Here is a 19,367-nt window from a genome sequence, read left to right on the forward strand (position 1 = left end):
GCACTTTGAAAAGGAATTAGATGATTATATACATTACTATAACCACAAACGAATGAAGGTAAAATTAAAAGACCTGAGTCCGATAGAATACCGAACTCAGGTCTTAGAAGCTGCTTAAATTATATGTCTAACTTTATTGGGTCAGATCAACTCGATTTTCATCGAGTTTGTCTACAGTCTGAGGCCTCCCACAGTTTACTGAGGGGAGGCCTTTTCTTATCAAGTAATCCGGAGGTTTACCCTAGTCATTTCAACCCACTTAAACAACATGATCATACCGAATATTATTAAGTGGTACTCATAAGGTAGTATATCGGATTGAGGAAAAATATGAATTCGGATTAGATATAAATAATAAAAACAGTTAAAGAAACTAAGCATTTAAGGGGAAGATTAACCTGTTAAAGGAATTCTATGTTTGTTATACTCTTGACGCTGATGTTAAGTGGGAGAAAATAAAAAAAGGATTGAGTAGTAAAAAAGAGGATGTTTTACAAGAAGTCTTAAAAAGGATGGAACACTGTGAGTATTTAATAGTGAAAAGTGAAAGTAAGCATCATATTATTCATACATCTTTAATACGTTATATACGTATTTTTGATAAGAAATAAGTAATCTCACTACTGATATCTTGAAATATAAGTTATGGTTGTATTCTCCTAACAGTCTATCTGGGAGGGGATTTTTCTATGGCGAAAAAAGGAAAACATTTTCATACATATACAGAGCGAGTATGGTTGGTTAACACTTTTGAAAGGAGTGTAAAGATGAATAAGGAATGGGATGATGGTTTTATTGAGGCATTAATGGTTTCCCTACAAGACGAAAGAGTCATTGAAAGGATACAAGCAATAGCAGAAGGGTGCTCGTATAGTCAATTGGGGGAGCATAAGGAGCTGCTGAAAGAAAAAGAAAATGAAATAGCAAAACTCCAACAAGAGCTTGCCTCGAAAAAAGCAGAAATTAGTGAGTACCAAATAATGATCCACCATCTGAATGAGAAAATGGAATCCTATTATAATGAATTGCAAAAGAGAAGAGCGGACTATCGGGAAGCAGAAAAACTTTACGAAGCTGTTCAACAATTATCCGAAACCACTAAAAGTTCCTTGAAAGGAATCTTCAAGGGCGGTTCCGTGCAGGAATTTATAGTCTGTGGCGTGCAATATGAAAACATTTCATCTTTGTGGGATTTTATCAAAAACGAGATTATGGAAGGACGGGAGCAGGAAAGAGAGACTTTGCTCGCCCTTTTTCTGTATTTCTTTCAAGAGTACAGTAAAACATACGATACCCCTTTATATAAAATACAGGAAGTGAAAATGAATGAGGTCTTCAGGGAGGACTTATACATAAGGGCCTTAAATAGCAAAATATCCGGGAACATCATGGACGTCCTGCTGCCAGGATATATAAGCATTAATGGTAAAACCATTAAAAAATCCGTTGTGAGAATCTAGCAGGCGAAACAGAGAATGATAGTAAAGGAGAAATACAATGACATCGATTATTATCCCAGAGATTGAAGAAGGCATTGAAAAAATCCTTCTTGTGCAATGGTATAAACAGCCAGGCGATTATATTACGGTGGGCGAAAGCTTAGCCAAATTCAGCTGTGAGGGCATCGAATTTGACCTCTTTTCAGAAAAAGAAGGTACCCTTAAAGAATTGAACGTAGCGGAGGACACTATAGTCAAGATTGGTGACCTGATATGTTATTTGGATTCTGGTGATGCAATTTCTGAAGAATTATTAAAAGAAGTTGAAAAACAAGAAACGATGGAAGATGAAGAGCCGATTGAGAACGTAACAAGCTTAGCCGAAAAAAATAACATAGACAGTTCCATATACTTAATGAATAAGAACGAAGAGCAGGTTCTATTCTCAACGGATTCCCAAACCGTTCCGGTCTCTGCCATTTCAATGACTTATAAAGAAGTGAGATCGTTAATCAGCCATTTATATCAGAGTGCAGAAGAAACCTTCTTCAAGGATGAGGCCAGCTTCTTTCAAGACATTAAAAAAATGCTCCGTTCCAGATGGGTTTACATGAATAATGGGAATATCATATATGATCACAACATCGCAGCGGTATTTCCTTATAGAAAATACTATGAATTAATGGACGAGGATTTTGACTACAAAAAGCATCTGGACGTTTCCGATTTTAAAGGTGATGCCATGACGCGGGAAGAGGCTGCGAAAAGTTTCAATACAACCGAGCACCCTGTATATAAGAGAATATTAACTTTAGACGATTATTCCGCGAATAAAAATCCTTCCATTTCAAGGATATTTGCCAATCAAACGGCTAACTCTTCTAAATCGATAGCGTTTAAATCCAACGGGTACGATATTCAAAGCTACGATGTAGTAAATCAAAAAAACAATTTGCTGGGAAAAGGATTTTTCGTTCCAGTTTTCCGTTTAAATGGGGAAAATGCTTTTGAAACCAATGACCGAAAGGCTCTCCATCTTTGGCTGGAAAACCGGTTAATTCCAAGTGGATTAAGCGCAGAACGCCAGAAGGAGTATGATTATTTGCTGGAATTGTATCAATTAAAGGAATTAGATCATGAAAGTTTTCTTAAAGAATTGCCATCGATCGCTATCGATTCCAACACTTTTTATGAGAGGCTTTTAAACTCTGAAAAAGTAAGGGCTGATATTGATACATATGATGAAAAGATGTTAACAGATCCAAACCGGGGACATTGGGATTTATGGCCTGTCACCTCTGATGAAAAACCTTTAACGATAAAGCTGAACGAAGAAATAATGGCCAGGAACCCTAAAATGGATATTAGGGAGGACGGCATAGTCGGCATTGATTTTGGAACGAAAAGTACAGTTGTCGTTCATCAAGAAGAAAGTGATGTTACTCTTCCCATGCGTATTGGGGTTGGCTACCTAAACACGGAAGTACAAGACTGGCATTATGAAAATCCAACCGTGATTGAATTTATTGATTTAGAACATTTCCTCGAGCTTTATCAAGAAAAAGAAGGAAGACCAGATACAAGGTGGCAGGATGTGACGGTTTCCCACAATGCTCTTAACAACTTGATGAATGGAAAGAGTGACCATTATTATTCCATATTGAATAATCTAAAGCAGTGGGCTGGAGAAAAGAATAACGAACTCCGATTAAAAGACAAGAGGGGATATGCCGTTGTACTGCGTTCCTTTTTGGACTTAACCGATCAGGAAATCAACCCAATCGAGTTATACGCCTATTACCTCGGTTTGTATATCAATAACCAGAACAATGGGATTTACCTCGATTACACCCTTTCTTTCCCGGTGACGTATGAAAAAGAGGTAAGGGAAAAAATTCTAACGTGTTTTGAACGCGGGTTAAAAAAGACGCTTCCTATGCCGATTCAGCAGGATGAAGAATTAATGAAAAAGTTTCGTGTCACCGCTGGGGCGAGTGAACCTGCTGCCTATGCCGTTTGTGCGTTAAAGGAATACGGATTTGAACCGGAAGAGGATGAAAAAACGTACTACGGTGTGTTTGATTTTGGTGGAGGAACGACAGATTTTGATTTTGGGATTTGGCGTGAAGCGGGCTTGAAAGAAAGCAGATATGATTATGTCATTGAACATTTTGCAGCGGGCGGGGACCGGTATTTAGGTGGAGAGAACATGCTGGAGCTTTTGGCGTTCCAAGTGTTTAAAAACAACCAAAGAACAATGCGTGAGTTAAACATTCCTTTTACCCTCCCAGCGGAATGTGTGAAATTTCCCGGAAGTGAAACATTGATTAATGAGTCACAAGAATCCTATTTAAATACGAAACAATTGGTGGAAAAATTAAGGCCGCTTTGGGAAAGACATGAACGGTATGAAGAACAGTTTGGAAAAGGCATGATCCGGGCAGATTTATTTGACAAAGCCGGCCGCGCAAAACTCAATGTAGAACTATTGATCGATCAAGATGAAATGGAACAGTTGATTGAGGAAAGAATCGACAAAGGCATTAAAAATTTCTTTGAGTCTCTACGGCGCGCTTTTGCCCGGTCAGAATACAGAAAAATTAATAAAGTGAATATACTGCTTGCGGGTAATTCAAGTAAATCCCCGGTCGTCATGAATCTATTTAATAAATGGATTGAAAGGGAAATGGAGAACACTCAAAACTGGGGAGAAGTGTCTGGTGCCCTTTTTGAGATTCTACCGCCACTGGGGACAGAAGGCGCTTATTTAAAGCAAGAAGAGAGAAACAGAGTGGTTAACCGGGATATAATAACAGCTCCTACAGGAAAAACAGGCGTTGCCTTTGGGCTTGTACAAAGCAGAAAAGGCGGAAGTATAAAAGTTATTGACCGCGATATGGTGAATGGGGAATCAAAGTTCAAGTATTTTCTTGGCATCGGGAGAAAAGGGAAATTAAAAACAATGATTGATCAAGAAGAAGAGTATAACAAATGGCATCTTTTCATTGATGCATCAGAAGAAGATTTTGAGATTTATTACACAAGCCTGCCGGAAGCTAGTACCAACCAGCTTGATATTAAGCAGGCACAGAGGAAAAAGCTTCGAATTGAGCATGTAGATGATTCAGCATTTGTTTATATTCGGACCATAAGCCCGACTGTCATTGAATATGTTGTTGCAGATGAAGGCTCGATTATAAGTGGGAATTATTTAAGTGAAATTACTAAAGTGGAATTAAGCTGATCTTTCGATGAAAAAATTTTTGAAAAGGTCTCTCACAGTATACTGTGGGAGTCCTTTTCATGCTCATCGTTATTCACAGCTAGGTGTTCAACCTGTGGATTCACTTCTTTGATCCATCTGATGCTCCATAATCATTAATAGTTAGTTTTACATCGTAGTTGATTGGAGTTTCACTAAATGTTTGGTCCCAATCCTTTTTGACCTTCTTCCATACTTTTGGGTGCTTAATTCTCAATTGATTTCCGAAGCCAGCAACGTCCACTTGGTATTCCTTTTGCATTTTTTCTAATACATTCCCCACCAAGCGTTTCACTTCTTTTTCAGAGGATTTTTCTGCTTTTTTTAGAAATTCATTTTTAAAAGTATCTCCTGAAATCACCCAGTTTTCAGACAGTCTACCCACTGATTCAATGTTTACATCAAAAGAGATGTTGTCTCCTTTAACTCGAGGTACGATACTGCTTTTCATGGATTCTATCTCATACACAATCAGCTGACCGGTTTCTTTATCAAAGCTTTTCACTACACCGCCTTTCCCCTTACCTGTTATCCATGTGACGCCCTCCAGTTCCTCCTCATTCAAAAAACCAGTCATTTTGTGTGTCTTTCCATCGATCACGGCAGCACCCGCAAATTTGACTTGCCCATCTGCTGATAGAACTTTTTGGATTAGAAAACTAGATCCTGATTTGATCTTGCTTTCTACTTTAATATGCGACATGGGAGGTAAAATCCTCGTTGTTCGATAGGCATTTTCTACAATGCCAGCTAGACGAAACGCTGGAATCTCTCCATCTTTCTTTGTTTCCAGTGTGTTGCTCGCTTTTCCTTTACTGATGAGCACAAGACAGCTTGGTCTAACCTCACTTTCTCGAAAATTTTGATTAAGTAATTGTTCCAACTTATACGATTTTGCAAGATCTTCACCTATAACAACCACTTTCAGATGGTGAGCGGTTACGGGTTGTTCACTTCTCAATGATAATTCACGAACCATTTGATGGAAGGAATCACCAGTTTCGGAAACGTTAAGATAAGATTTTTGTTCTGGTCCTGATTGTTTCGTTGTTGAACTTGCTACTTGTGGAGTGATAAATTGATAGGTTGCAGTAATCCGGTCCTTTTTTGAATAACCACCCCCTTGTTCGTTTAATTTTTTCTCGATGGAGGACGGCTTGGCTTTATCGAATGCCAAACCGATACCTAGACTTTGCTCTTCGATTTCATGACTGCTCCAACATCCTGTAAGGGATAAGAACAAAAGAACGGAGAGGGAAATGAAGAGGGGGCGTATATTGTTATGTGATTGTTTCATATTTTCCTCCCTTTATTCTTGAGATGATAAGCAGAAGAAGCGGAAGTAAACCAAATAAAAACAGTGCGATATTGCCGACGAAATCTCCTTGTTTAAATAGGTCATTCATATTTTTCGGAATCATGGCAATGATGTATAGAATCGGAAGCAACCCAAACATAAATGGGTGAATGCTCTTTTTTGTAAGTTGAGCCAGCCCTAAAGCGGCTGCAAAGTAGGTGATGGTAAATGTAGCAAATATTTGCATGATCCAAACCACGAGCAATAAAGATTCAAACCGTTCAAAGATCAAACCGGAGATTTCAAAACTGCGTATAAGATCCAGAGTCGGCCATGTTCTCGTGACCACTCCATCAACAGATAATGCCCCGATAACCATTACGACCGTTATTACATAAAAAATCAATGGAATGGAAACTCCAACAAGCAGGGCTTTTACTGCTTTTTTTGGCTGATTCATAAACGGAATAAGCAGTAACATGATTTCAGGCCCTGAAAAAGCGAGAGCCGTTGTTTTTACCCCTTTTAGTACAGGAGTGATTCCTTCTCCTAATACCGGACGCAGATTATCGATCTCAAATATTTTGATGCTCATAAAGGTAACTACCAAAAAAAGGATAACCGTCAAAGGTAATATAATTTCAAATAGACGGGATATCGGGTTAATGCCACCGATGATGAGATAAAGACCTACCCACATGAAAATCATAATAATTGCCCATGTAGGGGTACCCTCCAGAAGTAAATACCTTACAACTTCAGCCATTGAACGGAGCTGAAATCCGGAAGTCATAAGAAAATAACATATAATAACTAAACTAAGAAAACTCCCCACCCATTTTCCTACAATTTCATTGATGTATTGATAAAAGGTCTTATCGGGAAACTGTTGGCTTAATTTGACCATGATCACCCCTGCGATTATCGCAATAATCCCGCCTATTATAACGCTAATCCATACATCTGGTGTATGTACCTTCTCCGTCGATGATCTGGGTAGGGTGAGTAATCCTGTACCGAGTATAAAGTTGATGATAATGACAGCTGTTTGAGGAGTCGTGATTCGGTCTTTCGGATTGAGAATCATTCGTTAACCACCCTTTCACCGATAAGTTATCCTTTACGTATGGGTTTTTTTGTATGCATCATCTTTGGACGGCGCTTCATCATCATAAGCGGCATGCGAACCATCAGGTCTTTCCATTCACTTAAACGATAAGGAACGGCTGGACTCATATAAGGTACACCAAAGCTTTTTAATTTCACTAAATGGCTGGTCATTAAAAGAAAAAAGAGAATGACCCCGTATAATCCAAATGTGGCAGCACAAATCATGGCTGGAAAACGCAGAATCCGTAATGTAATCCCAATACTATAGTGCGGAATGGAAAATGATGATATAGCAGTTAACGCTACTACAATCACCAAAACAGGGCTAACGATCCCTGCCTGTACAGCAGCTTCCCCAATGATCAAACCGCCGACGATACCCATTGCCGGACCAATTGGCTTAGGCAATCGCAGTCCTGCTTCCCTCAGAATTTCGATGGATATTTCCATGAATAATGCTTCGATAAGTGCCGGAAACGGAACCCCGGACCTGGTTCCTATAATGGAGATGGCCAGTTTTGTCGGAATCAACCCTGAATGAAATGAGATGAAAGCTATATATAAAGACGGTGTAAAAAGAGCCAAAACAACTGTGAGATAACGGAGTAAACGTATGAATGTGCCAGGAATCCATCTTTCATAATAATCTTCAGGTGATTGTAACATCATGCTTAATGTAACTGGAACGATCAAAGCGAATGGCGTCCCATCCAATAAGATGGCCACCCGACCTTCCATTAAAGCAGCAATCACGCGATCAGGACGCTCTGTATTCTGTACCTGAGGAAAAGGACTAAGGTAATTATCCTCGATGAGTTGCTCTACATAACCTGATTCTGGCACATTATCAATATCAATTTTTTTAATTCGATTTTCTACCTCTTGAACTAATTCGGGATCAACAATATCTTTAATGTAAGCGACAACTAAGTCTTTTCTTGACTGCTTACCTACTTGGAATTGTACTAACGATAAATTTTCAATTTCACCACTACTTCTTAAAAAAGACGTATTATCAACTAAAGATTCAGTGAAACCGATCCGTGGACCTCTGACTAATGCCTCTGATACCGGCTCTTCAACAGTCCTTGTTTTTATTTTTGTTGTACCAAGGATTAGGGCATCCACTAATCCATCAATTAAAAGCGCGGTAGAACCTGTTAATACTTTTGATGCTAACTCTTTAATGGAACCAACTTCTTCTACCTCACTGATAGATAACACTTCATTTTTTATGAATTCTTTTGAAATGCTTCCTTTGATGTAAGGAAGGTCTTGTTTATATTCTGCTGAAAAGTCAACCATCAATGATGCCATGATATGTTTATCAATGATTTCTTTATCTGATAATCCATCCGCATAAATGATAATTGACCGAATACCGGTACGGCCGATATTAAATTCTCGAAAATGAACATCCCAATTATGTCCAATTTCTTGCTTAACCATTTCTAGATTTAAATTAAAATTATCTGTAAACTGATCAGTTGAATCTTGGGAGGTATTTGCTTCTTGTTTGTCTTTATCGGTACCTTTTCCTTTTTTACCGATCTTTGATATCCACTCTTTCATTTTCATCACTCATCCTTTGAGTTGCGAAGCCGATTAAACAATTTGGAGATTAAATACGGAATAACAAACACAATAAAAGCTTGTATAAAAACCTGCCATTCTGGAAGGTAGGAAACAATAGTTTTCCACATTTTCATCACCCTATACTTGTTTCAAGTAGCCGCTGAAATTCCTTTAATTCTCAAATAGTATTAATATCTTCCACGTTTCTTATGCAATGAAGTTAAAAGCAATTAGCCGTATTTACATACTTTATACTTCGTATGTATTATGTGGGAAAATTGATTTTGAATATAATTGAGGAGAAGGAAGAGGCGAAATCGATGTCTGGGACTTATCCGAATGACTCATTATTATAGTAGTGAGCTTTAATGAACATAGGCTTTACTTCTTAGAACGGGGGATGACTTAAGCTCAAGATTTGAAATATAATTTTAAAAATATAAAGATCAAATTGAAATGATGTTCGAAATAACATATACTGAAAATTGGGAATTGTTTGTAAATATCACCCGATTTTGGGAAATTTCTGCATTAACCAACTTGAAATAAGAGATCCAAATCACAACCCGGAACATATTATCGAATTGTAAAGCCTGGTGTAAAAAGGACGGAATGAATGAGAATATTAGCTTTCGGTTAAGTTGTTCTTTATTTTTAAAAGTGATTTCAAAGGAGTGGAAAATGATGAATATATGGACAAGCTGCACACTGAGTTCAATTCTGGCACTTTCCTTATTAGCACCTTCCGTGTCTTTTGCTAATGAAAACTCAAATCATGGAGCCGCTGTGAGTAAGGAGACTGCCAGTCAGTATCCAATATTAAAGAAAGTAAATAAACCGGAAGAAGCGGGATTTTCGTCTGAAAGGCTGGAAAAAGTGGATCAGCTCATTGAAATGGAAGTGGCGGCCGGTTTCCCCGGTGCTGCCTTGATTGTCATAAAGGACGGAAAGATCGTTAAAAATGAAAGCTACGGGTACAAACAGAAGTTTAATGAACATACACCTCTTAAGAAGTTTCAAAAAATGGGAAATGACACGTTATTTGACCTTGCTTCAAACACGAAGATGTATGCAACCAATTTTGCCATTCAGAAATTAGTCAGCGAAGGCAAGCTGAATATCCAGGCAAGAGTGCAGCAATACATTCCTGAATTCAAAGACACAGAGGAGGATGTGATCAAAGGAAAGGATAATCTGAGGGTTATTGATGTTCTACATCATACTGCAGGGTTTAGACCCGATCCGCAATACCATAATCCAAAGGTTTCGAAAGAACTTTATTCCCAGGAGCGGGATAAAACCATCGAGTTCATTTCCAAGACACCGCTCACATATGTACCTGGAACACAGAATGTCTACAGTGATGTGGATTATATGCTGCTTGGTGCCATTGTTGAAGAAATAACGGGTCAGCAGCTTGATGTCTATGTTGAAAATGAATTGTACAAGCCGCTTGGTTTGAAAAATACTAAGTTCAATCCTCTGCGAAAGGGCTTTAAGCCAAGGGATTTTGCCGCAACCGAATTGCTTGGCAACACCCGGGATGGCGTGATAGATTTCCCTAACATTCGTACATACACACTTCAAGGGGAAGTGCATGATGAAAAAGCCTTTTATTCGATGGGGGGCGTTTCAGGACATGCCGGCCTTTTCTCCAATACGAAAGATATGGCCGTCCTTCTGCAGGTGATGCTGAATGGCGGGGGATACGGTAAACATACGTTGTTTGATCAAGAAACAATCGATGAATTCGTCGCACCTTCCGAGATGAATCCTACATATGGTCTTGGTTGGAGACGAAATGGCGATGCTAGCATGGAGTGGATGTTCAGTCCTCTCGCAAGCGACAGTGCCTATGGTCATACTGGATGGACCGGGACGGTCACGATCATTGATCCGGAAATAGATTTAGGGATCGTTTTACTAACTAATAAAAAGCACTCTCCGCTCGTCAATCCTGTAGCCAATTCCAATCAGTTTTTTGGCGACCTCTTCAAAACAGGAAGCTATGGAAGTGTTGTAACTGCGATTTATGAAGCATTGGAAACGAATGAATAAACGGATATACGGATATCTCCATAAAGTTTAAGACATCCCATTAATGTCGGGAGGCCTTTTTTCTTGTTCTATCAGAATGTCTGGAAGCTTTATTCCATACAGTTTGGGCAAGGATCAGGTTTTTATATGCCCCGTCTTGATCGAGCAAATTATCAAGGGCACCTTGTTCGATGATTTCCCCATTTTGTACAACGATGATGCATGTTTAATTGTCACTAATCTATGGAACCGAACAATTTCATGAAGGCATAATCTGGTTATCCGGGACGCTCTGGGGGACGAATTGGACCTTTGTATGGGCGTTATTGCCATGGTTGTTCGACTGCTTTCGGGAGTGATGAATTATCCCCCTAAAAGAACTATTTTAAAAAATATATTGACCGAACAGCCTGTATCCGCTTACAATAATATTTAGTTATTAGTGTATTTAGAAAATTGTAAAAGAGGTACCTGCATGACAAAGGAATTCGACAGAAGAATTGGGCGCCATGCAATCATGTACGCATTTGCGGACGAAGAGGAAGAAGTCATATTGACGAATGAACTTAAGCGGATGGATTGGCTTTATGGAAAAGGTAAAGTCGGTTCAATGGAGCTGCAGAAAATAGTTGCGGCCATTGAGACATCTGCGAAAAGACTTGGATTGGTCAATCCCGATATGTATCGTGAAATGCATGCGCTGTATCATGCGATCATCGAAGCACTCCAAGGAGTGACACGCGGCCAAGTCGAGCTTGGCGGTCTTTTGAGGACTGCGGGCCTTCGGTTTGCAATCGTTCGGGGCAGGCCGTTTAAAAACGGGGCCGAAGGTGAATGGATTGCTGTCGCCGTGTATGGAACGATTGGAGCACCGGTTCGGGGATTTGAACATGAAGCCGTCGGTTTGGGAATTAACCACATTTAAATAATTAAAAGCCTATAGTTATTTAGTGAAATAGGGGGCTGTATTGATAGACTGGATAAGTCTGTCAATATGGCCTCCTTTTGTTTGTTTAAAAAAAGAATAGGGGTGCAGGAAATGATTATGTTAACGGGCCAAACTTTAACGATTGAAGAAGCGAAAAAAGTATTGTATGGAGAAGCATTTGTCTCTGCTTCAGCCGAGAGTGTAAAGAAAGTGGAAAAAAGCCGCGAAGCGGTTGAAAATATCGTGAAACAAAAGAAAGTCGTCTATGGCATCACAACAGGTTTTGGAAAGTTTAGCGATGTTTTGATTGATGCAGAGGACGCTGAGCAGCTACAGTGGAATTTGATTCATTCCCATGCGTGCGGAGTCGGGGAACCATTTCCAGAGGTGGTTTCGAGAGCTATGGTCCTTCTCCGTGCCAACGCGCTATTAAAAGGGTTCTCCGGCGTCCGTCCTATCGTCATTGAACGTTTGATCGATCTTTTGAATGCTCATATCCATCCGGTCATCCCTCAGCAAGGTTCTCTTGGGGCAAGCGGGGACTTGGCGCCGCTTTCGCATTTGGCGCTAGTATTGATGGGGGAAGGGGAAGTGTTTTATAAAGGAGAGCGAATGGAGGCCATCGCAGCTTTATCGAAAGAAGGCATTCTTCCAGTGACACTTAAAGCAAAAGAAGGTCTTGCATTAATTAACGGAACACAGGCCATGACGGGGATGGGCCTCGTAAATTACATTGAAGCCGAACAGCTGGCCCATCAAACTGAAGCGATTGCTTCACTGACTTTAGAGGGATTACGCGGCATTGAAGATGCCTTTGATCCGGATGTTCATCTAGCACGGGGTTACCGCCAGCAAACAGAGGTCGCTGAACGGATTAGCCGCATGATCAGCGGCAGCCAGCTCATCACCAAGCAAGGAGAACTGCGGGTTCAGGATGCTTATTCCCTTCGCTGCATCCCGCAAGTGCATGGGGCATCATGGCAAACTCTTGATTATGTAAAAGAAAAATTGGAAATTGAAATGAATGCAGCGACGGATAATCCGCTTATTTTTGACGATGGGGAAAAGGTTATTTCAGGAGGGAACTTCCATGGACAGCCGATTGCATTTGCGATGGACTTCATGAAAATCGCTGTTGCCGAGCTTGCAAATATTTCAGAGCGCCGGATTGAGCGACTCGTCAATCCTCAGCTCAATGATTTACCGCCATTCTTGAGCCCTTCACCTGGCTTGCAGTCTGGAGCGATGATCATGCAATATTGTGCAGCTTCCCTAGTCTCTGAGAATAAAACACTGGCACATCCTGCAAGTGTCGATTCCATTCCATCTTCAGCGAACCAGGAAGACCATGTAAGTATGGGAACGATTGGCTCCCGGCACGCACATCAAATCATCCAAAACGTTCGCCGTGTTTTGGCGATTGAGCTCATTTGTGCCTTACAAGCGGTTGAATACCGTGGAATAGAGAAGATGGCCCCGTTTACAAAAGAGTTTTATACGGAAGCAAGAAAGCTCATTCCAAGCATTACACAAGATCGTATCTTTTCAAAGGATATTGAAGCAACGGCAAGCTGGTTACTGCAAATTGACTGGAATTCATTTATTCATAGGAGTTTACCTACAACATAATATGAAGCTCGGAATATCCGAATGAACGTTAGGCTTATAGCCCTTTGACTTGGGCTTTAAGCCTAACACCCTTATGTAAATGCTACAAAGATCCCAGAAATCCAAAAAAGGTCTAAGCATTAGAGAAAATGACCTTGAAATAGTAATAAATGCAGGAAATGACTATTGATGGAATGATCGACTTTACCTATTCGTGCTAGATTAAACATGCATTTTTGGAGGGGAATCTAATTTGGAAAATCGGCAATTGCAACCACCTGTCATAAATGAAAAAAACCAGCCGTCAAATACTTTACAAAGGAAGCTAAAAGCACGCCACCTTACGATGATTTCGCTGGGCGGTGCAATTGGAACAGGGCTGTTTCTCGGAAGCGGGCCAGCCATTCACTCTGCGGGGCCTGGCGGTGCTTTGGTCGCTTACACCGTAATTGGCATAATGGTTTATTTTATTATGACAAGCCTTGGAGAACTGGCATCATTTATGCCGGTCAGCGGAGCCTTCAGTACCTATGCTTCGCGTTTCATCGACCCGGCATTAGGGTTTGCGCTTGGTTGGAACTATTGGTTCACTTGGGCAATGACTCTTGCTGCGGAACTATCTGCCGCAACGATGGTTATGAAGTTTTGGTTTCCTGACAGCTCGTCTTTTTTATGGAGTTCATTGTTTTTAGTTTTGATATTCTTATTGAATTACGTATCCGTTAAAGGGTATGGCGAAGGGGAGTATTGGTTCTCCCTCATCAAAGTGGCGACCATCATCATTTTCATAGTTGTCGGAATATTGATGATATTCGGGATCATGAACGGAGAGGCGATTGGTTTTAAAAACTTCACAGTTGGTGACGCTCCGTTTGCCGGTGGTTTTTTGGCAACATTGGGCATTTTCATTGCTGCTGGATTTTCTTTTCAAGGAACAGAAATAGTCGGCGTTGCAGCCGGTGAAAGTGAAGACCCGGCAAAAAATGTACCACGTGCAGTTCGCAGCATTTTTTGGAGAATCTTCCTCTTTTATATCCTGGCCATATTGGTTATCGGATTGATCGTTCCTTATACGAATGGCAGTCTGCAGGGACACACGATCATGGTTAGCCCATTTACGATGGTGTTTGAAAAAGTGGGACTGGCATTCGCTGCTTCCGTGATGAATGCCATCATTTTGACAGCCGTATTATCCGCAGGTAATTCGAGTCTTTACGTGACAAGCCGAATGTTATACTCCATGGCAAATGAAGGGCTGGCACCGCGTATTTTTGGCAAACTTAACAAACGCGGCGTTCCCATTTGGGGATTGGTTGTCACTTCACTTGTAGGGATGTTGGCCTTTTTTGCTTCCATTTTCGGTGATGGAGTCATTTATATTTGGCTTATGAATGCGGTTGGAGTCACTGGATTTATATTTTGGCTCGGTATAGCGGCAAGCCATTACCGCTTTAGAAAAGCTTATATTGCTCAAGGGTATTCACTGGATGATCTTCCCTATAAATCCAAGTTGTTTCCTTTCGGCCCGATATTTTCCTTTGTACTTTGTTTCTTCGTATTATTGGCGCAAAACTATCAGGCCTTCATTGGCGATGACATTAACTGGGCAAGTGTGATCGCTGCCTATCTTGGCATCCCATTCTTTTTGATAATGTGGCTTGGTTATAAGTTCATTAAGAAAACAAAAGTAGTTCCGCTAGAGGAATGCAAAATCGATTTTGATGAACATAGGAATGCCAATTAGTATGTATTGATAAAATGCATCAGCCTTGAAATGGAATTGTTGTTTCAAGGTTTTTCTCTGTATATATGACACATTTCCATATATGGCTGCATAAAACATAACCATTAAAAAAATGTGTGAAATCCCAATCTTGCCATGTGATTTTTAAGCGGAAAATCACCTTTCCCACTTTTTGGATGACTTTTGGAATTAAAAAAACTGAAAAAAAATTGTGGCCGATGTTGGGAGTTTATGATTATAGGAAGCCGAAGTGTTGGTATATCAAGGTTTTTGGTGTCCTCCGTAACCTTTAGAATCGATGGCGTAAATGGGCTTTTTAGGCAAGAATTCCGTCCCGCATCATTTGAACTTATATTCATTCTTTGTTAAGGTAATGAGGTACTTTAGGGATACAGGTTCATTCCAAGTGTTGGGACTGAACAAAACCCCTAAAATAAAAAACCATAATATTTCAGTTGGTATATGCTGTGTGCCTGTTAGTTTCCTCAGTTGTATTGCACCTCTTTTCCCTGCAAAGCTTTAAAATAGACAATTGGGAATCCCATAATCATATTTCTATGCGTTTTGGTGTTATACTGCACTGCAAGTATCATTCCACCTGGTAAAGGAAATGAAGTACTTTAGAGGGTAGTCGTAAGTCCATCATCAGGACAAAACTCTAAGTGGAAATCGTTTATATTACAGTTGGTATATGTTGTGCCTGCTAGTTTCCTCAGTTGTGATTGCACCTCTTTTTTTCTACTTGAAATGCTCAATTTATCACACAAAATATAATCCAAGTAAAGAATGGCTTCTTGGAAATAATAAATATAGATTATTTTTCTATACACGTACACCCTGTGCCACTAAATAAGTGTCACTTCCGCTTTTTTGAAGGGGTAGAATTTCGGTTATTTCAAGATACTTGTGCATTAATAATCATCACTCGCATAAAACGGGGGAATTCAGCAAAACTGAATATCATATGGGCAACTATTAGAATGAGGTGACTTGATGAAGCCGTATGTAGAAGTCAGAAATGTCTCGAAAATTTTTGGCAAATCTCCAAAAGCAGCAACAGACTTATTGAAGCAAGGCAAATCGAAAAAGGAAATCTTGAAAGAAACGGGACAAACGGTCGGAGTGAATAATGTTAATTTCGAGATTTATCCTGGCGAGATTTTTGTCATCATGGGCCTATCCGGAAGCGGGAAATCAACTTTGATCCGCATGTTCAATCGTTTGATCGATCCCACTTTGGGTGAAATCTTAATTGATGACGAAGATATCGTGAAGATGAACGCTGCCCGGTTAAGGGAAGTCAGACAAAAGAAAATAAGCATGGTATTTCAGAACTTTGCTTTATTCCCGCATAAAACGATATTGGAAAACGCTGAATTTGGGCTCGAAATTCAAAAAGTAGATCCAGCGAAACGTCATGAAAATGCGATGAAGGCTCTTGAGGCCGTTGGATTGAAAGGCTACGAAAATCAGCTGCCATCACAGCTTAGCGGCGGTATGCAGCAGAGGGTTGGGTTAGCCCGGGCACTCGCCAGTGATACGGATATCCTGCTGATGGATGAAGCCTTCAGTGCCCTTGATCCATTGATTCGTAAGGATATGCAGGATGAACTGATCCAAATCCAAGATCAGTACAAAAAAACGATCATTTTCATTACCCATGATCTTGATGAAGCATTAAGAATCGGGGATAGAATTGCCCTTATGAAAGATGGAAGCGTCATTCAATTGGGTACCCCTGAACAAATCATGATGAATCCAGCCAATGAATTCGTCGAGAAGTTTGTGGAAGATGTTGATCTGTCAAAAGTATTGACAGCGTCTCATGTGATGATACGCCCAGAGAAGATTGCGGTGGACAGAGGCCCGAGGGTTGCCTTGGAAATCATGCGCAAACAAGGGTATTCCAGCATTTTCGTTGTGGATAGGAAGCAGAAGTTATTGGGGGCCGTGACTGCTGAACAGGCACGTCAGGCAATGAGCAATGATCAATCGATTTCTGAAGTGATGACAACTGATATCCCAACTGTAAAAGAGGATGAATTACTTGGAAACCTCATGGATGTGATGGCGACTTCAAGCTTGCCAATCTCAGTGATCGATGATCAGAACAGAATTAAAGGAATTCTTCTTCGCGGTGCCGTCATCGGTGCTTTGGCCGGAAATAAAGATTCCTTGAATGAAATGGAGAGTGAATAATTCAATGAATATGCCGAAAATCCCACTAGGGGCATGGGTCGATTCTTTAGTGGATTGGATTACCATTGTATTTGCTGGATTATTTACACTTATTACGAATGGGATCGAAGGACTACTGGATATCCTGGTCGATGTAATGAGTGCAGGACCTTCGATCATTTTAATCATCGTCCTGACCCTTCTGGTTACCTATACAAGCAAATGGACATTGGGATTATTTACATTAATCAGCTTACTATTGATTGATAATCTTGGTTATTGGGAATCAAGCATCCAAACACTGGCGATCGTTATTTTGTCAGGATTCCTCACCATATTGATTGGGATACCAATCGGAATATGGTGTGCCCAAAATAAAACCGTGCGCAATATCGTTACCCCGATCTTGGATTTCATGCAAACGATGCCTGCCTTCGTTTATTTGATTCCTTCGATTTTATTCTTTGGAATAGGGGTAGTGCCTGGAATCATCGCGTCATTCATTTTCGCGATTGCACCGACAATCCGTATGACCAATCTTGGGATTCAGGAAGTGCCTAATGATTTGATCGAAGCATCGGATGCTTTTGGTTCAACCACCAGCCAAAAGTTATTCAAGGTACAAATACCGTTGGCTACTCCAACGATTATGGCAGGAGTTAACCAAAGCATCATGCTGGCACTATCCATGGTAGTTACAGCTTCATTGGTTGGAGCACCCGGACTTGGGGCGGATGTCTACAGGGCAGTCAGCCAAATTAATGTAGGGCAAGGATTTGAAGCAGGATTATCCATCGTAATCATTGCAATCATACTTGATCGTATCACGCAAAACCTTCGTAAACCAGCTTACGAGCATATCGTTAGCAGGAAAATCATTTTTACAATATTGGCCTTACTAGTTGTGGGTACTGCGCTATTCGGTACTTTTACAAAAGAAAAAGCAGAAAATGGGGATGAAAACAGTTTTGCTGCCAAAGCCAATTTTGAAATCATCGGAATTGAACCTGGAGCAGGAATAATGAAGCTGACTAAATCGGCTATAGATGATTATAAGCTGGATGATTGGAACGTGGTTGAAGGGTCATCGGCAGCGATGGTTGCAGAATTGAAAAAAGCAATTGATAAAAAAGAACCAATCGTCGTTACTGGCTGGTCTCCGCATTGGATGTTCTCGACATATGACTTGAAATATCTCGAAGATCCGAATGGATCCTTCGGCAAGGCTGAAAACATCAATTCCATTGCCAGAAAAGGACTTGAACAGGATGCGCCAGGTGCCTATAAAATTCTTGATCAATTCTACTGGGAAACAAAAGATATGGAAGATGTAATGGTCAAGGTTGCTGATGGGATGTCTCCTTCAGAAGCAGCAGAAGAATGGATAAAGAAAAATCAGGACAAGGTGTCCAAATGGACCCAAGGAGCACAATCAGGAAATGGTGAAAAGATCAAACTGGTTTATGTTGCCTGGGACACTGAAATTGCCAGTACAAATGTGATTAGCAAGGTACTGGAGCAGAATGGCTATGATGTAACATTAAGCCAGGTTGAAGTGGGGCCAATGTTTGCTGGCGTTGCAAACGGAAGTGCGGACGCCATGGTGGCTGCATGGCTTCCGGGAACACATCTTGAATACTATAATAAGTATAAAGATGACATGGTTGACCTTGGACCAAACTTAAAAGGAACAAAACTTGGTCTGGTCGTACCGGATTACGTCGATATTGATTCAATTGAAGACTTAAAACAATAAGAAAAACGAGGGAATTTCTGAAATGAAATTCCCTCGTTTTTTCTTTTGATGGGGGGCTGAGCTTTTAAATACTAAACATCAATGGATGGTAACGAATTTACTCCTCAATTCCTCTTCCGTTACTTCGATCTTTCCTTTTAAATCTTCTGCCAGTAATACATAACTTTTCACGCCAATGAATTCAGAATGCGATATTAAAAAGAATTTTGTCCCTTTTTTATACGTAGATGGAACATCTTCAATCAACTTAAACATTTTCATCCTTTTTCCACCTTGGATATCATAAATTCGTAACGCATGTATTCATAACTAGTTCGTGGCACAACTTCTTCTTTTCACTTTTTATATCATTGATATTTATGGGCGGTCAACTTTTTTTATTGGTAGATACAAGTACCGACTGTACTTGTCATTTGTTTGTGAATTATGAGTA

General features: G+C 40.3%; 13 protein-coding genes. 9 read left to right on the plus strand and 4 right to left on the minus strand.

Going from position 1 to position 19,367, the window contains the following annotated elements:
- The 3 genes from AC2YHV_RS26540 to AC2YHV_RS26550 form a co-directional block, all read left to right on the plus strand.
- The coding region (locus AC2YHV_RS26540) for an IS3 family transposase (RefSeq protein WP_477577101.1) at positions 1–118 on the plus strand (118 nt) is incomplete at its 5' end.
- Positions 119–767: 649 nt separating this feature from the next.
- Positions 768–1,460: a hypothetical protein gene (locus tag AC2YHV_RS26545; RefSeq protein ID WP_487374493.1), complete on the plus strand. Its 693-nt coding sequence runs from the start codon at positions 768–770 to the stop codon at positions 1,458–1,460.
- Positions 1,461–1,497: 37 nt separating this feature from the next.
- Positions 1,498–4,683: a biotin/lipoyl-containing protein gene (locus AC2YHV_RS26550; RefSeq protein WP_487374494.1), complete on the plus strand. Its 3,186-nt coding sequence runs from the start codon at positions 1,498–1,500 to the stop codon at positions 4,681–4,683.
- A 100-nt stretch (positions 4,684–4,783) separates the two neighbouring features.
- On the opposite strand, the gene AC2YHV_RS26555 is transcribed toward AC2YHV_RS26550, so the two are convergent.
- The 3 genes from AC2YHV_RS26555 to AC2YHV_RS26565 are packed head-to-tail and all read right to left on the minus strand — an operon-like array spanning position 4,784 to position 8,686.
- Positions 4,784–5,998: a Ger(x)C family spore germination protein gene (locus AC2YHV_RS26555; protein WP_487374495.1), complete on the minus strand. Its 1,215-nt coding sequence runs from the start codon at positions 5,996–5,998 to the stop codon at positions 4,784–4,786.
- Entirely contained in the window at positions 5,982–7,085 is a 1,104-nt protein-coding gene (locus AC2YHV_RS26560; protein ID WP_487374496.1) for a spore germination protein, read from the minus strand. Before AC2YHV_RS26560 ends, AC2YHV_RS26555 begins: the two co-directional genes overlap by 17 nt.
- A 26-nt stretch (positions 7,086–7,111) precedes the next feature.
- Positions 7,112–8,686 (minus strand): spore germination protein, encoded by a 1,575-nt coding sequence (locus AC2YHV_RS26565; RefSeq protein WP_487374497.1) that lies wholly within the window; start codon positions 8,684–8,686, stop codon positions 7,112–7,114.
- Positions 8,687–9,367: 681 nt separating this feature from the next.
- Between AC2YHV_RS26565 and pbp4b the strand changes: the two genes are divergently transcribed.
- From pbp4b to AC2YHV_RS26595, 6 genes are all read left to right on the plus strand, one after another.
- Positions 9,368–10,741 carry a penicillin binding protein PBP4B gene (gene pbp4b, locus AC2YHV_RS26570; protein ID WP_487374507.1) on the plus strand — a complete coding sequence of 458 codons (1,374 nt, stop codon included), beginning with the start codon at positions 9,368–9,370 and terminating at the stop codon, positions 10,739–10,741.
- 454 nt (positions 10,742–11,195) lie between these two features.
- Complete coding sequence (gene hutP / locus AC2YHV_RS26575; RefSeq protein ID WP_054398152.1) at positions 11,196–11,645, plus strand: histidine utilization transcription antiterminator HutP; 450 nt, start codon at positions 11,196–11,198, stop codon at positions 11,643–11,645.
- 114 nt (positions 11,646–11,759) lie between these two features.
- On the plus strand, positions 11,760–13,277 hold the full coding sequence (gene hutH / locus AC2YHV_RS26580) for a histidine ammonia-lyase (RefSeq protein ID WP_034306584.1): 1,518 nt from the start codon (positions 11,760–11,762) through the stop codon (positions 13,275–13,277).
- Positions 13,278–13,602: 325 nt separating this feature from the next.
- Positions 13,603–15,000, plus strand: coding sequence for an amino acid permease (locus AC2YHV_RS26585; RefSeq protein WP_487374508.1), 1,398 nt, complete (start codon positions 13,603–13,605; stop codon positions 14,998–15,000).
- Between the two features lie 993 nt (positions 15,001–15,993).
- The gene (locus AC2YHV_RS26590; protein WP_098185611.1) at positions 15,994–17,199 is read left to right on the plus strand and encodes a quaternary amine ABC transporter ATP-binding protein; all 1,206 of its coding nucleotides are present in this window, start codon (positions 15,994–15,996) and stop codon (positions 17,197–17,199) included.
- Positions 17,200–17,203: 4 nt separating this feature from the next.
- The gene (locus tag AC2YHV_RS26595; RefSeq protein ID WP_487374498.1) at positions 17,204–18,934 is read left to right on the plus strand and encodes a glycine betaine ABC transporter substrate-binding protein; all 1,731 of its coding nucleotides are present in this window, start codon (positions 17,204–17,206) and stop codon (positions 18,932–18,934) included.
- Positions 18,935–19,012: 78 nt separating this feature from the next.
- On the opposite strand, the gene AC2YHV_RS26600 is transcribed toward AC2YHV_RS26595, so the two are convergent.
- Positions 19,013–19,195: a hypothetical protein gene (locus tag AC2YHV_RS26600; RefSeq protein ID WP_487374499.1), complete on the minus strand. Its 183-nt coding sequence runs from the start codon at positions 19,193–19,195 to the stop codon at positions 19,013–19,015.
- Positions 19,196–19,367 lie beyond the last annotated feature (172 nt).

It is taken from the genome of Peribacillus sp. SRI_006 (assembly GCF_057586375.1).